Source organism: Chloroflexota bacterium, assembly GCA_011322445.1.
Classification (GTDB): Bacteria; Chloroflexota; Anaerolineae; order Anaerolineales; family DRMV01; genus DRMV01.
This window is the reverse complement of record DRMV01000053.1, coordinates 21,626-35,257: the sequence shown is the minus strand read 5'-3', so window position 1 is coordinate 35,257 and position 13,632 is coordinate 21,626. Positions and strand designations below refer to the sequence as shown.

14 protein-coding genes are annotated in these 13,632 nt (G+C 58.9%); 9 read left to right on the top strand and 5 right to left on the bottom strand.

Annotated elements, in window-relative coordinates; all coding sequences use genetic code 11:
• From ENJ54_12095 to ENJ54_12085, 3 genes are all read left to right on the top strand, one after another.
• Positions 1-864: efflux RND transporter periplasmic adaptor subunit (locus ENJ54_12095; GenBank protein ID HFC10572.1), on the top strand; the 864-nt coding region annotated here is incomplete at its 5' end.
• Complete coding sequence (locus ENJ54_12090; GenBank protein HFC10571.1) at positions 861-1,583, top strand: ABC transporter ATP-binding protein; 723 nt, start codon at positions 861-863, stop codon at positions 1,581-1,583. The genes ENJ54_12095 and ENJ54_12090, both read left to right, overlap by 4 nt.
• A complete protein-coding gene (locus tag ENJ54_12085) occupies positions 1,580-2,806 on the top strand; it encodes an FtsX-like permease family protein (GenBank protein ID HFC10570.1) in 1,227 nt (408 codons plus the stop codon). Before ENJ54_12090 ends, ENJ54_12085 begins: the two co-directional genes overlap by 4 nt.
• Positions 2,807-2,872: 66 nt before the next feature.
• Here the strand turns inward: ENJ54_12085 and ENJ54_12080 are convergent, their stop codons facing one another.
• Positions 2,873-3,184, bottom strand: coding sequence for a hypothetical protein (locus tag ENJ54_12080; GenBank protein ID HFC10569.1), 312 nt, complete (start codon positions 3,182-3,184; stop codon positions 2,873-2,875).
• A gap of 535 nt (positions 3,185-3,719) precedes the next feature.
• Between ENJ54_12080 and ENJ54_12075 the strand changes: the two genes are divergently transcribed.
• The gene (locus ENJ54_12075) at positions 3,720-4,910 is read left to right on the top strand and encodes a pyridoxal phosphate-dependent aminotransferase (protein HFC10568.1); all 1,191 of its coding nucleotides are present in this window, start codon (positions 3,720-3,722) and stop codon (positions 4,908-4,910) included.
• 128 nt (positions 4,911-5,038) lie between these two features.
• On the opposite strand, the gene ENJ54_12070 is transcribed toward ENJ54_12075, so the two are convergent.
• From ENJ54_12070 to ENJ54_12055, 4 genes are all read right to left on the bottom strand, one after another.
• Positions 5,039-6,385 carry a hypothetical protein gene (locus tag ENJ54_12070; GenBank protein ID HFC10567.1) on the bottom strand — a complete coding sequence of 449 codons (1,347 nt, stop codon included), beginning with the start codon at positions 6,383-6,385 and terminating at the stop codon, positions 5,039-5,041.
• A gap of 84 nt (positions 6,386-6,469) precedes the next feature.
• Positions 6,470-6,721, bottom strand: a complete 252-nt coding sequence (rpsR, locus tag ENJ54_12065) for a 30S ribosomal protein S18 (protein HFC10566.1) — start codon at positions 6,719-6,721, stop codon at positions 6,470-6,472.
• Positions 6,722-6,751: 30 nt separating this feature from the next.
• Positions 6,752-7,192 carry a single-stranded DNA-binding protein gene (locus tag ENJ54_12060; GenBank protein ID HFC10565.1) on the bottom strand — a complete coding sequence of 147 codons (441 nt, stop codon included), beginning with the start codon at positions 7,190-7,192 and terminating at the stop codon, positions 6,752-6,754.
• 71 nt (positions 7,193-7,263) lie between these two features.
• Positions 7,264-7,644, bottom strand: coding sequence for a 30S ribosomal protein S6 (locus tag ENJ54_12055; GenBank protein HFC10564.1), 381 nt, complete (start codon positions 7,642-7,644; stop codon positions 7,264-7,266).
• Positions 7,645-8,131: 487 nt separating this feature from the next.
• Between ENJ54_12055 and glmS the strand changes: the two genes are divergently transcribed.
• From glmS to ENJ54_12030, 5 genes are all read left to right on the top strand, one after another.
• Positions 8,132-9,973: a glutamine--fructose-6-phosphate transaminase (isomerizing) gene (glmS, locus tag ENJ54_12050; protein HFC10563.1), complete on the top strand. Its 1,842-nt coding sequence runs from the start codon at positions 8,132-8,134 to the stop codon at positions 9,971-9,973.
• Between the two features lie 202 nt (positions 9,974-10,175).
• Positions 10,176-10,400 (top strand): Fe-S assembly protein IscX, encoded by a 225-nt coding sequence (iscX, locus tag ENJ54_12045; GenBank protein ID HFC10562.1) that lies wholly within the window; start codon positions 10,176-10,178, stop codon positions 10,398-10,400.
• A gap of 36 nt (positions 10,401-10,436) precedes the next feature.
• Positions 10,437-11,099 (top strand): NADH-quinone oxidoreductase subunit B, encoded by a 663-nt coding sequence (locus ENJ54_12040; protein ID HFC10561.1) that lies wholly within the window; start codon positions 10,437-10,439, stop codon positions 11,097-11,099.
• Between the two features lie 13 nt (positions 11,100-11,112).
• Positions 11,113-12,861 carry an NADH-quinone oxidoreductase subunit D gene (locus ENJ54_12035; GenBank protein HFC10560.1) on the top strand — a complete coding sequence of 583 codons (1,749 nt, stop codon included), beginning with the start codon at positions 11,113-11,115 and terminating at the stop codon, positions 12,859-12,861.
• Between the two features lie 13 nt (positions 12,862-12,874).
• Positions 12,875-13,534, top strand: coding sequence for a 4Fe-4S dicluster domain-containing protein (locus ENJ54_12030; GenBank protein ID HFC10559.1), 660 nt, complete (start codon positions 12,875-12,877; stop codon positions 13,532-13,534).
• The last annotated feature ends 98 nt before the right edge of the window (positions 13,535-13,632 follow it).

Below are 13,632 nucleotides of genomic sequence, written 5' to 3'. Positions count from 1 at the left end.
TACACGAAAATAGTCCGGGCTGGCTGGTTTTGTGTTAGGATTTCTGCGCATGGCGTAACCTCGCTAAAGTGGTTTTGGGACACCCTTTTTAGCAGGTTACGCCTTCTTTTTCAACTCCTTTCCGATTTTTCGGATAGAGTCTTAGGCTGGGCCGACTATCACGTCGCGCAAGCCCGTTTGCAGGAAGCCCAATGGTATCTGGCCGCGCTCAACGGCGGAGAGTTGCCTCCTGAGGCCAGCGGCGCCAAACTGGCTCAACTGGAAGCCGCTCGTCAGGAACTGGAAGACGCTCAACAAGCCCTGGCCGACACTGAACTGCATGCGCCCGTGGCTGGCACTATCACCGCACTCAACCTGGCCGTGGGGCAGCGCGTTACCAACACTGCCAACGTGGTGACCATTGCAGATACCGATCACCCCTACGTTGACGTCTATCTGGACGAAATCGACTGGGACAAGATCGCGCCCGGTTATGATGCCGAAGTCACCTTCGACGCGGTGGAAGACAAAACCTACACCGGCAAGGTTGTGCGACTTGACCCTGCACTGGTGAACGAAAGCGGCACCATGTTGGTTCATGGCCTGGTAGCCCTCGACACTAACCAAAATGGGCTCCGCCTGCCCATTGGCGCGGCCGCGGCTGTGGATGTCATTGGCGGCAAAGCCGAGGGCGTCCTGCTGGTGCCCGTCGAAGCCCTGCGCGAAATCTCCCTGGGGCAGTATGCTGTCTTCGTGCTGGAAAACGGCGAACCCACCCTGCGCATGGTTGAGGTTGGCCTGAAAGATATGTTCTACGCGGAAATTAAATCGGGCCTGGAAGCGGGCGAAATCGTAACCACCGGGCTGGTGGAGACCGAAAAATGAGCACGCCTATCATCGAAACTCACGACTTGAAACAAGTCTATGGTGTGGGCGATGCCACAGTTCACGCTCTGGATGGTGTCAGCATCACCGTAGAACGCGGCGAATTTGTGGCCATCATGGGGCCTTCGGGCTCGGGTAAGAGCACCCTGATGAACATTTTGGGCTGCCTCGCCCGCCCCACCTCGGGTACTTACTACCTGGGTGGCGAAGACGTCAGTGGCCTGGACCGCCGTCAGCTGGCTACCATCCGCAACCGCAAACTGGGCTTCATTTTCCAGGCTTACAACCTGCTGCCCCGCACCAGCGCGGTCCGTAACGTCATCCTGCCGCTGATTTACGACCGTACCAAGCACCTCAATATGCAGGAAATGGAAGCCCGCGCGCGCGAAATGCTCACCCTGGTAGGCCTGGAAGACCGCTTAGACCACCAGCCTCACGAACTTTCCGGTGGGCAGCAACAGCGGGTAGCCATTGCTCGGGCGCTGGTCAACGACCCGGTGCTCATCATCGCAGACGAGCCTACTGGCAACCTGGATAGCAAATCCGGCCTGGAAATCATGAGCCTGCTCAAGGACCTTCATGAACGCGGCCGTACCATCGTGATGGTCACCCATGACGAAGAAACCGCAGAATACGCTGAACGCATCATCCATTTGCGTGATGGCAAGGTGGAACGGATTGTCCATAACGAAAAAACGAAAGCGAGGGTAGCCGCATGAAATGGCGAGAGATCCTTCGCGTGGCAGCAGAAGCCATCTGGAAAAACTCCGTGCGCTCGATGCTTACCATGCTGGGCGTGATTATCGGCGTGGCCGCGGTCATCGTGATGGTTGCGGTCAGCGCGGGCACTGAAGCCACCATCCAGGAAGAAATCACCAGCCTGGGAACGAACCTGCTGTTCGTCCAGTCCAGCTTTGCCCGGGGTGGTCTGGGAAGCAACCCCAACCAGGGGCTGGTTTTCGACGATGCCACGGCTATTGCCGAGCAAGTCAAAGGCGTGGCCGGCGTAGTGGTTGAGCAAAACGCTGCGGCCAACGTCAAAGCCAACGGCACCACCCTGGAGAGTATCACCATTCTGGGCACCACGCCCGACTTCCCCTCGGTGCGCGACATTGACGTTGCAGAGGGACGCTACTTCAACCAATTGGAGCTGGACCGCAAACAAAAAGTGGTGGTGTTGGGGAGCAGCCTGGCCGAAGAGCTCTTTGGCAACGCCAACCCCCTGGGCGAAGTGATCACCGTGGGTAATGTCAAAATGACCGTCATCGGTGTGCTGGCCCCCAAAGGGTTGGTCGGCGAAGTGGACTACGACGCACGGCTCTACATGCCTATTACCGTGGTGTTCCAAAAATTCACGCCTTCCAACCTGGCCAAACTGCGGGGTGACCGCGTGCGTCTCATCTATGTGGAAGTCGCGCCCGACGCGGACCCCGAAGAGGTCATCACGCAAATTGGTCTTTTGCTGGCGAAGCGGCATGATGTGTCGCTGGATTCCGCCGATTTCACCATCACCACGCAGCAAGACATCATCGCAACCCAGGAGGCCACCACCGCGGCCTTTCGTTCCCTCCTGGCCTGGGTGGCTGGGGTATCTCTCATCGTCGGCGGTATCGGTATCATGAACATCATGCTGGTTAGCGTGACCGAGCGTACACGCGAAATCGGCATCCGCCAGGCCATTGGGGCCATGCCTGAAGACATCCAGATGCAGTTCCTGGTTGAAGCACTTTTGCTGAGCACCGCGGGTGGCATCATTGGCATTGCTTTAGGCGTCGGCGGCGCTTACGTCTTTGGCTCAATCAGCGATATGCGCACGGTCATCGTGCCCGAATCCATCGCTTTGGCCTTCGGCTCCGCGGCTGTCGTCGGCGCATTCTTTGGCTACTACCCAGCCACCAAAGCCGCACAACTCGACCCCATCGAAGCCTTGCGCTATGAGTAATTCCTCAAAACTTAGCCTTGCACGATCTATCGCATTCTTGGAGAGAACCTGATGAAAAAACACACCTTATTTCGCATCCTCGCCCTGCTCAGCGTGCTTGCGCTGGGGCTTGCGGCCTGTTCTTCCTCTGACGAAGCGGCTGAAGCCACCGACCAGGCCGCGGACGTGACCGCGCAAACCGACGCCCCCGAATCCGTCGTTTTGCTGGTGGGCACGTGGAAACTGGACGGTACCCCGCAGGACATCACCGCTGAACAGGCTGCCAAACTCCTCCCCCTCTGGCAGCTCTTCCAGACCCTCAGCACCAGCGACACCGCCGCGCCTGAGGAAGTGGAAGCCGTGCTGAAGCAAATCAAGCAGGTCATGACGCCCGAACAACTGGAAGCCATTGCCGCGATGAACGTTACTCTGGACGAAATGCGGTCTTTTATGCAGGAAATGGGTGTCGCCGGTCAGGGCGGTGGCACCGGCCCCGGCGGCGGCATGGGGCAGCCCCCTGCGGGCATGGTGCCCGGCATGGGTGGCGGTGGCGGCGGCAATACCAGCGGCCTTTCACCCCAGGAGATCGCTACGGCGCAAGCCAAACGGGCCAGCGTCACTTCCTCCAATCGCGTGCCTGGCCCTCTACTGAATAGTTTTATCGAGTATCTTCAAACTAAAGCGGGCCAGTAAATCTCTTTCACCCTAAACCCCAAACAGCCCTGAGACTAATCCGGGGCTGTTTTTTATTCACATGGTTACATTCCGCTAACTCACTCTGGCCGCATAGTTTGGGGTATTTGGGCGTTTCCCCCAGATATAAGGGTGGAAGCCCTCTGCCCTCGTTTGAACAACCACCCTGGATGCGGTAAAATACCCCCCGCAGTTTCGTGGCGTTTCGTACTTCGCCCCCATCCCTCCCAGGAAAAAGCCCATGCCCTATAACTTCGACCAGATCATCGACCGCCGCCACACCAACAGCCTCAAGTGGACGGCTTACCCTGCTGATGCGTTGCCCATGTGGGTGGCCGATATGGATTTTTCCGCACCGCCGTCCATCCTCGACGCGCTGCGTCGCGCCATCGACCACGGCGTGTTGGGCTACGAATTCCCCCGCCGTGCACTGCTGGAGGCCGTGGCCGGGCGGATGGAACGGCTCTACGGCTGGCATGTCGACCCGGACGCCGTCATCCCCGTCCCCGGGCTGGTGACCGGCTTCAACATTGCCGCGGCCATCGTCTCCTCCCCTGGCGATGGTATTCTCATCCAGCCGCCGGTGTACTTCCCCTTTCTCAAAGTTTCCGAAAACCTGGGGCTGGTGCGGCAAGATGCCCCCTTGCGGGCAGTCAAAAGGCAACATACCCTGCGCTACGAGGTGGACTTCGCAATTTTCGAGCAAGCAATCCATTCCCGGGGGGCGCGCACCAAAACCTTCTTGCTCTGTAACCCTCACAACCCCACTGGCAACGCCTACGATCGGGCCACCCTGGAGCGTATGGCCGAGATCGCGCTGCGCGAGGGGATGCTCATCTGCTCCGATGAAATCCACAGCGAGTTGCTCTTGGGCGATACCCGGCATATTCCCATTGCCACCCTCTCGCCTGAAATCGAAGCCCAAAGCATAACGTTGGTTGCCGCGAGCAAGACTTTCAACGTCGCTGGGCTATTCACCGGCTTTGCTATCGTGCCCAACCCCGAACTGCGGGAGCGGTACAAACATGAGGTGGAGCGGCTGACGCTGCACACCAACAGCCTGGGGCAAATTGCGGCTGAGGTGGCGTTTTCCGGGGCGTGCGACGACTGGTTGGAGGAACTCAAAGCCTACCTCACCGCCAACCGCGACCTGGTGGTAAATTTCGTGCGCGAGGCGCTCCCCGGCATCCGCACCACCGTGCCCGAAGCGACCTACCTCGCCTGGCTGGATTTTGGGGACTGGATGCGTGAGCGTGGCATATCCGGCAGCCCCCACGAGTTCCTCCTGCGGGAAGGGAAGGTCGTGCTCAACGAAGGCGCGGCCTTCGGCGCCGGCGGGGAAGGTTTCGTGCGGCTCAACTTCGGCTGTCCCCGCCCGATGCTGGAAGAGGGCCTGGAACGCATTGCCCGGGCCGTACGGCGGTATCGCTGAGGGCGTGACCTGGCTGGTCGCTCCGCTTATTCTCCATAACCTCTTTGAGAAAATAAACGGCGAAGAAAAAACACCGGCACGGTGATGTGTGCTCACCGTGCCGGTGCGAAAGTCGCGAGGTTTGGGGGTTACGGCTGCGTGGGTACAGGCAACTGTTGCTGTTGTTGCTGTTGGAGGCTTGAGAGGATTGCCTGCACTTGTTGTTCGATGTCGGGGGGGAGTTTGGGGTCGGTGGGGATGAATTGCTGCCAGATGTCGTAAATTTCGATCTTGGCTTTGGCTTTGGCCTGTGCCAGCCAGTTCTGGAAGGCCTGTTGTTGCAGGTTCTGGTATTCGTAGTTGCTTACCGGCCGCTCTTCGTGCCCCAGCACCTGGATGATGTGCCATCCGTATTGGGTTTGCACCGGTTGGCTGATTTCGCCAACTTTCAGGCTGAAGGCTGCGTCTTCGAAGGCTTTGACCATCTGGCCGCGACCAAACCAACCCAACATGCCGCCTTTGTCTTTGCTGCCGGGGTCGATGGAGTATTCTTTTGCCAGTTCGCTCCAACTGCCGCCGTTGAGCAATTTTTGGCGCACTTCCTGCGCGGTTTTTTCGTCTTTCACCAAAATGTGCCGCGCCAGTACCTCCTCTTGTGTATGGGGAAGGTTGGCGGTGATGGCCTCATACAGTTTCTTGCGGTAAATTTGGTCGCGCATGATGTCGCGGATATCTTCTTCGCTCAGCCCGGCCAGTTTTTCCATTTGGTCAAGATAATTCTGGAAGGCCTTCTGGTAAGCCTCTTTGGTGTAGGGGGTGGGGGTTGGCGGTGGCACCGTGGGTGGGAAGGTAGCGGTGGGCGTAGGGGAAACCGCGGGTGTGGCCGTAGGCGGCAGTGGCGTGGGCGTCGGCGGCAACAGCGCCAACTGGGTGGGGGAATACGTCGGCGTGGGCATTTCCGTGGGCACGGCTTCGGGCGTTGGCGTGCCGTTGGGGTAATAGCCCCAGGCTTCCTGCAGGGCCTGATCCACCTCGGCCTCGGTCACGGTGATGCCGCGGGCTTTGGCTTCCTGGATGATGAGCGTTTCATCCACCAACCCCTGGATGACCTTTTGTCCCATCGTTTGAGGGTTGTTGAGTTCCTGCGTCCATGCCTGCAGTTGCTGGCCGAAATAGCCCAAGAGCATGGGGTTTTGCAGCAGAGTTTGCAGGTTTTTGATGAGGTTTTCGGTTTGCATCACATAGGTGGCGCGTTGGAAACGGACGCGTTTTTGGAACTGCCCAACCGTGATGACTTCACCGTTGACCTTCGCGACCGGCTTGCGCGCCTGAAAGACGGTTTGATCGAGGTAGCCCCACCCCAAGATACCGGCCAGCACGACGACGAAGGCCACCGCGCCGATCAGAATCATGCGTTGCTGTTGCTGCACGCGACGGGAAACATGCTTCTGCTTGCGGCTGAGTTCTGAGGCTTTGACTTTTGTGCGTTTCGCCATAAAAATCTCCTCTTTCTTACGCAACAGGGCATAGGGTAACGACAGACCCTATGCCCTGAAAGGGTACTCGGGGAAAAAACAACGTTAGCGGATCGAAACTTCGCCGACGAAGGGCAAGAGGGCCAGATGGCGGGCGCGTTTGATGGCCCGCGCCAGCTGGCGCTGGTGCTTGGCGCACGTGCCCGTCTGGCGGCGGGGGCGAATTTTGCCGTCGTCGGTGATGTAGCGGCGCAGCAGGTCAACCTGCTTGTAGTCGATGTGGTCAACCTTTTCAACGCAGAACTGGCACACTTTCGGGCGGCTGTAATAGCGCCGCCGTTGATTGTTGTTTGCCATGGTAAAACTCCTTGCTGGTGCTTTCAGAAGTTAGAAGGGGAATTCGTCTTCAGGGATGTCGTGGGCCTCTTCGTGTTCGGCGGGAATTTCTTCGGTGGTGTGGCTGCTATGGTTATCGCCGTCGGCTCGGAGGTGTTTGCGGTCGCCCAGGATGATCATTTCGTTGGCGACGATTTCGGTGCGGATGTGTTGGGTGCCGTTGTCGTCTTGCCAGCGATAGTTTTTCAGGCGGCCTTCGATATAAACTTGCTGCCCTTTGCGGAGCAACTGGTTGCAAATTTCGGCTAAGTTGCCCCAGGCGACCACGCGAAACCATTCGGTTTCGGTGCGGCGGTCACCGTTGGCGGTGTTCCAACTGCGGCTGGTAGCCACGTTGAAGGTGGTCACGGCACGGCCCGAGGGGGTGTAGCGCATTTCCGGGTCGCGGCCTAAGCGGCCAATCAGCATCACCTTGTTCAAACCACGGCTCATCATTCACTCCTTACCAGATACACGCGGATCAAAACGGGGAAAGCAGCCGCTGGATAGGGAAACGTGGATGCTTACTCGTCCATGCGGGTGACCAGATAGCGCATGATGGGTTCGTGCAGGCGCATGTTGCGTTCCAGTTCGGCCACGGCTGTGGGCGGCATGTTGGCTTCCAGGAGAACATAGTAGCCTTCCCGGCGTTTGCGAATGGCGTAAGCCATGCGCCGTTTCCCCCAGGGCTCCACCTTGGTAACTTCGCCACCAGCAGCGGCGATCCACCCTTTGACCTTTTCAGTTGTTTCGTTGAGGGCGTTCTCGTCCAGGTCAGGGTGGGCGATGAAAACGATCTCGTACGGACGCATAGGACCTCCTTTCCTCGGGGTTGCCTCCGGCGGAGGGGCCGGAAGCGGAATATGGTCCGCGCTTGGGCGCGGCAACGGGCGTAAGTGTAGCATGGAGCGCTGCTTTTGAGAAGGTTTTTGTCAATTTTTCGCTCGCTGTGGTGGCCTTTTATGGTAAGATTGTCCCTTGCAAGTGCCCGTGATACCCGAAAAAACACGAGGAGGTGGCGAATAAACATTGACCATCGTACGGAGGGAAGAGCGCCTGGCCCGCGGCAGGCCGCGGGTGACGAGGATGAGGGTTCCTCACCGCGAGGTGAGGCTAACCGGCTGGTGCCGGGAAAATCGAAAGATCGGCGGATGCCCTCACGGGGTGGCCACGCCCCGTCCCTCCATCAACAGGGGGTAAGCAGAACCTCGGCGACAACACCGCACGGGTAACCGAGCGGTCAAAACGCCGAGGGGTGGCCTTCCAAGATGCAACCTGCAACCTGCATCTTGCATCTTGCATCTTGCATCTTGCATCCTGTTGCATCCTGCATCTTGTTGCATTCTGCATTTTCTCTTACCCTACAATCTTGTGCTTTGGAGGTTTCTCCTCATGTGTGGCATTGTTGGCTACATTGGGCCGCGCAACGCGACCCCTATTGTGCTCAATGGCCTTAAACGGCTGGAATATCGCGGTTACGACTCAGCCGGTCTGGCGGTGCTGACCCCCGACGGCGTGGAAGTGCGTCGTGAGGTGGGCAAACTCCACCGTTTGCAAACGCTGGTGGAAGCCGAACCGTTGTCGGGGCACCTTGGCATCGGCCATACCCGTTGGGCTACCCACGGCGAGCCTTCGCGGCGTAACGCCCACCCGCATATCAGCGAAACCGGCAAAGTGGTGGTGGTGCATAACGGCATTGTCGAAAACTTCCTGACCCTGCGCGATGAATTGGCAGCGGAAGGCGCGCAGTTCCGCTCCGAGACCGATAGCGAGGTCATCGCGCATCTGATTGAGCGTTTCCTGAGTCAGGAAGCCGACCTGGTTGAGGCTTCTCGCCAGGCTTTGCAGTTGCTGGAGGGCTCCAATGCTGTGGTGGTGATTTCCACGTTAGAGCCGGACAAAATCGTCGCCGCTCGCCTTGGCAACGCGGGCGGTATTGTGATTGGTTTTGGGGAAGGCGAGATGCTGGTGGCTTCCGATCTGCCTGCCATTCTGGAACACACGCGGCGGGTGGCTTTCCTGGAGCCGCGCCAGATGGCCGTGGTGCAGGCCGAGGGGGTTCAGGTGATGACCCTGGACCGCGAGCCGGTGCCGGTGCAACCCACCGTCGTCCCCTGGGACCCCGTCGCTGCCGAAAAGGGCGAATATCGCCACTTCATGCAAAAGGAAATCCACGAACAGGTGCGCGGCCTGGCTGATACCATTGCCGGGCGGGTGGATTTCGAAGAGGGTCGGGTGTTCCTCGATACCCTCAATCTGACGGCCGACTTTGCCCGTCGCGTTCGGAAGGTCTTCATTACGGCTTGTGGCACGGCTTATCACGCGGGGCTGGTTGGCAAAGTGCTGCTGGAGCGTATTGCCCGGGTGCCGGTGGAAGTCATGGTGGCTTCGGAATTTCGTTATGCCGACCCGCTGGTGGGGCCGGATGATGTGGTGCTGGCGATCAGCCAGTCGGGGGAAACCGCCGACACGCTCGCCGCGATGGAAGAGGGGCGGCGCAAAGGGGCCACGCTGTGGTCGATTGTCAATGCCATTGGCTCGCAGGCCATGCGCATTGCCGATGGCTACATTTCGATGCAGGTTGGACCGGAAATCGGCGTGGCTTCGACCAAGGCTTACACCGCGCCGCTGGTGGATTTGTATATGCTGGCGGTGTTGTTGGGCGACCTGCGCGGCACGTTGCCGGCAGACGAGCGGCGGCGGTTGGTCAACGATTTACGGCTGGTCCCCGACCTGGTGGGGCAGGTGCTGGAGCGTGAAGAAGAAGTGATCGCCGTGGCGCGCCAGTTGAAGGAAGTGCGGAGCTGTTTGTACATCGGCCGGGGCATTGATATGGCAACGGCCTACGAAGGCGCTTTGAAACTCAAGGAGATTTCGTATATCCACGCAGAGGGCTACCCGGCGGGTGAGATGAAGCATGGCCCTATTGCCTTGCTGGATGAGGAAACGCCGGTTATCGCCATTGCCCCGCAGGGGCCGTGGTATGACAAAATGGTGAGCCAGGTGGAGCAGGCCAAAGCGCGCCATGCGCCGGTGATTGCCGTCGCCACTGATGGGGACGAACTCTTCCCGCCGGTGGCCGATGCGGTTTTGTGGGTGCCGCCCACGCCGTGGCTGCTTAGCCCGGTGGTCACCGTGGTGCCGTTGCAGATGCTGGCTTACCACATTGCGGCCATGCGTGGCCTGGATGTGGACCAGCCGCGTAACCTTGCCAAATCGGTGACGGTGGAGTAGGCAGGCAGTCGGGTAGTCAAGTAGTCAGGTAGTCAAGTAGTCAAGTAGTCGGGTGAGAGGGTGGCGGTAAGGTTGGTATTTGTGTAAAAATCCATTTGCGTAATAAGCGGCAGGCGCGCGAATTACGCAAATGGATTTTCTTATAAATTGGTGGAGAGCGGGGGTATAATTGTGCCATCCGGCACAAAGTGAGGTGGTTGGCGTGCAGGTGATCGAACCGCTAACTTGGGAAGCGACCTATGCCCTCGCTGAAGCGCTCATGCAGCGGCACACGGGGGTGGATTTGGCGGCGGTCTCTCTCTCCGACATCCACCGCTGGGTGTTGGCGCTACCGGGTTTTGACGATGACCCGGCGCTGGCAAACGATGACATTTTGTTGGCAATCTATCGTGAATGGCTGGAAATGACCCTGGAGACGCAGGGCTGACGAGCGTGTCCCATCCTACTCTCAAGGAGAAGGTTTATGAGCACCAAACCAAAGGATGAGGGTTTGAATTCCCCCAAGTACGACATTCCAGAAGAACTGCAAAACACGGTCACAATTACCACGCTGGATAAGATTTACAACTGGGGGCGGCGGAATTCCCTCTGGCCGATGATGTTCGGGCTGGCGTGCTGCGCAATCGAGATGATCTGTACCGCTGCGGCGCGCTACGACTTCGCCCGCTTCGGCATGGAGGTGATGCGCCCCAGCCCTCGCCAGTCCGACGTGATGATTGTGGCGGGCACCGTCACTAAGAAAATGGTGCCGCAAATCGTCCGCCTTTACAACCAGATGGCAAGCCCCAAATATGTGGTGGCGATGGGGGCCTGCGCATCCGGCGGTGGCCCTTTCAAAGAGGGCTACAATGTGGTTTCGGGCATCGATAAATACCTGCCGGTGGATGTGTACATTCCCGGCTGCCCGCCCACCCCTCAGGCGCTGATCTATGGCCTGATGAAACTGCAGCAAAAGGTGGACAAGCAGACCATCAAAGAGGTCTACGGCCACGCCGACGAGATGATCCCGGTGCCGGTGCTGGGCCCCGATATTATGGACCCGCGCGAGTACGACCAGATTCGCGAATACGCCCGCCAGAAGGCCGAACAAGAGGCTGCGGCTGCTGCCGAAGCCGCCCAAGCCTAAACGGAGTGGTTCCATGAGCGAACAGACGGTAATGCTTCAGAACGAAGAGGAATTGCTGCTTTCCCGCTTCCCTGAGGTGGTGAAGAAGGATGAGCGTAAGGGCTATGAAGGCTATGTGGTGGAAGCCAAGGCCTTGCGCGATTTTGCAACCACCGTGAGGGATGAGTTGGGCTACGACTATCTTTCCTCGGTCACGGGGGTAGATTACCTCCCCGAAGGCAAGATGGAAGTGGTCTATCATGCCTACAAGACCACCGGCGGCCCGGCTCTGGTGTTCAAAGTGCAGGTGCCGCGCGAAAACCCTGTGGTGCCTTCGCTGGTGCCGGTCTACCCCGGTGCCGATTTCCAGGAGCGCGAAGCCTGGGACTTGCTCGGCATCAAATTCGAAGGGCATCCGAACCTGAAGCGCATTTTGCTGTGGGAAGGCTTCCAGGGGCATCCGCTGCGCAAGGATTGGCGCGAGCCGTACTACGAGGCCGATCACAAGCCCTACAAGAGCCGTTTCCCCGAGGGGAAGTTCTTCCGCATTGAAGACCGCAACCCCTTCGACAAAAACGTGGATTATCCGGCGGGCTTCGACCCCGATAGATGGGTGCCTGACAATTCCAACGCCCTGATTTACGAAGGATTGGGCCGGGTTGAAAAGGCTGACGACGATTTGCCCACCGAGCAAATTGTGGTCAACCTGGGACCGCAGCACCCCTCCACCCACGGTGTGTTCCGCATGGTGGTGACGCTGGACGGCGAAACCATTGTGGATCTGGAACCGGTGATGGGCTATTTGCACCGCAACCATGAGAAAATCGGCGAGCGCAACACCTGGCTGATGAACATGCCCTTCACCGACCGCCTGGACTACCTGGCGCCGATGAGCAACAACTTTGGCTATGCCCTGGCGGTGGAAAAACTGCTGGGCGTGAAGCCTCCGGAACGGGCAGAGTACATTCGGGTCATCATGGCGGAACTCACCCGTATCCAAAACCACATTTTCGCCATCGGCATGTTCCTCAACGACATGGGTGCCTACTTCACGCCGTCGTTGTATGCGATTGAAGAGCGCGAACTCATTCTGGATGTCTTCGAGGCGGTAGCGGGTTCCCGCATGATGGTGAACTACTTCCGCTTTGGCGGCGTGGCGCGGGATATTCCCGAAGATGTGATGAAGAAGATCCACGAACTGGCCTTCGAGCGTCTGCCGCGGCGCATTGACGAACTGGACCGCTATTTGACGGGCAGCGAAATCGTGCGGGTGCGCAGCGAAGGCACGGGCGTTCTCACGGCCGAACAGGCCATTGCTTACTCGGCGGCTGGCCCGGTGTTGCGGGCTTCAGGTGTGCCGTACGATGTGCGCCGCGCCGACCCGTACAGCATCTACGACCGCTTCGACTTTGATGTGGCGGTGCGCTATCACGGCGATGTCTACGACCGCTACCTCATCCGCATGGACGAGGTGCGGCAGAGCATCCGCATCATCCAGCAGGCCTTGCAGCAAATGCCCGAAGGCCCGATTATGGCCGGCAAGCCCCAGTACCAGCATCGGGTGCCCGCAGGCGAGGCTTACGGGCGTGTGGAAGGCCCGAAGGGCGAACTGGGCTTCTATGTGGTTTCCAACGGCAAAGGGAACCCCTGGCGCTACCATGTGCGCGCCCCATCGTTCATCAACCTGACCGCCCTTGCCGAAATGACCAAAGGCCAGAAAGTGGGCGATGTGGTGATTATCCTCGGCTCCATCGATATCGTGTTGGGCGAAACCGACCGCTAAAACGGAGTGTGTCATGGATGGTTCCGGAATCCTCAAAGGCTTAGGCGTGACATTCAAGCGCCTGATTGATACCTATGTGGACGACTTCAAGCGCGGTAAGAAGCGCTATTACACCGAAGAAGGCATCGAATACCGCCGCAGCACCGAGGTGAAGGGCATCTTCACCGTGCAGTACCCCGAAGAAAAACTGCCGGTGCCGGAAGAGTTTCGCTTTGTGCCGTTTTTGGTCGGTGAAGAGAAGGAAGACGGCACGCTTGATCCCCGCTGCACCGCGTGCGGCATTTGCACCAAAGTGTGCCCGGCGCAGTGTATCTGGATTGTGCGCTCCAAGGACCCGAAGACGGGGCGGCCGCATCCCAAGCCGGCAGAGTTTTACATTGACATTGACCTCTGCATGAACTGCGGCTTGTGTGCGGAATATTGTCCCTTCGATGCCATCAAGATGGACCACGATTACGAACTGGCAACCTACGACCGCTTTGCCGACGACGTCTTGGATATCAACAAACTGCTTAAGCCGGTGTCGTACTACGCCGAAATCCGCCCGCGCAACTATGAGCGTGAAGAGGAAGCCCGCCGCAAGGCCGAAGAGGCCAAGCGGAAGGCCGCCGAAGCACGCGCGAAAGCGAAGGCTGCTCGGGAAGCCAAGAAGAAGCAAGCGAAGAAGGAGTAGGACGCGGGCTGTTGTATTGTGGCAGGCGGCAAGGTGTCTTGCCGCCTGCCCGGCACCCCGAGCCGAAGGCGCGGCTGGGGGGCTTTCCCTTTTGGGGA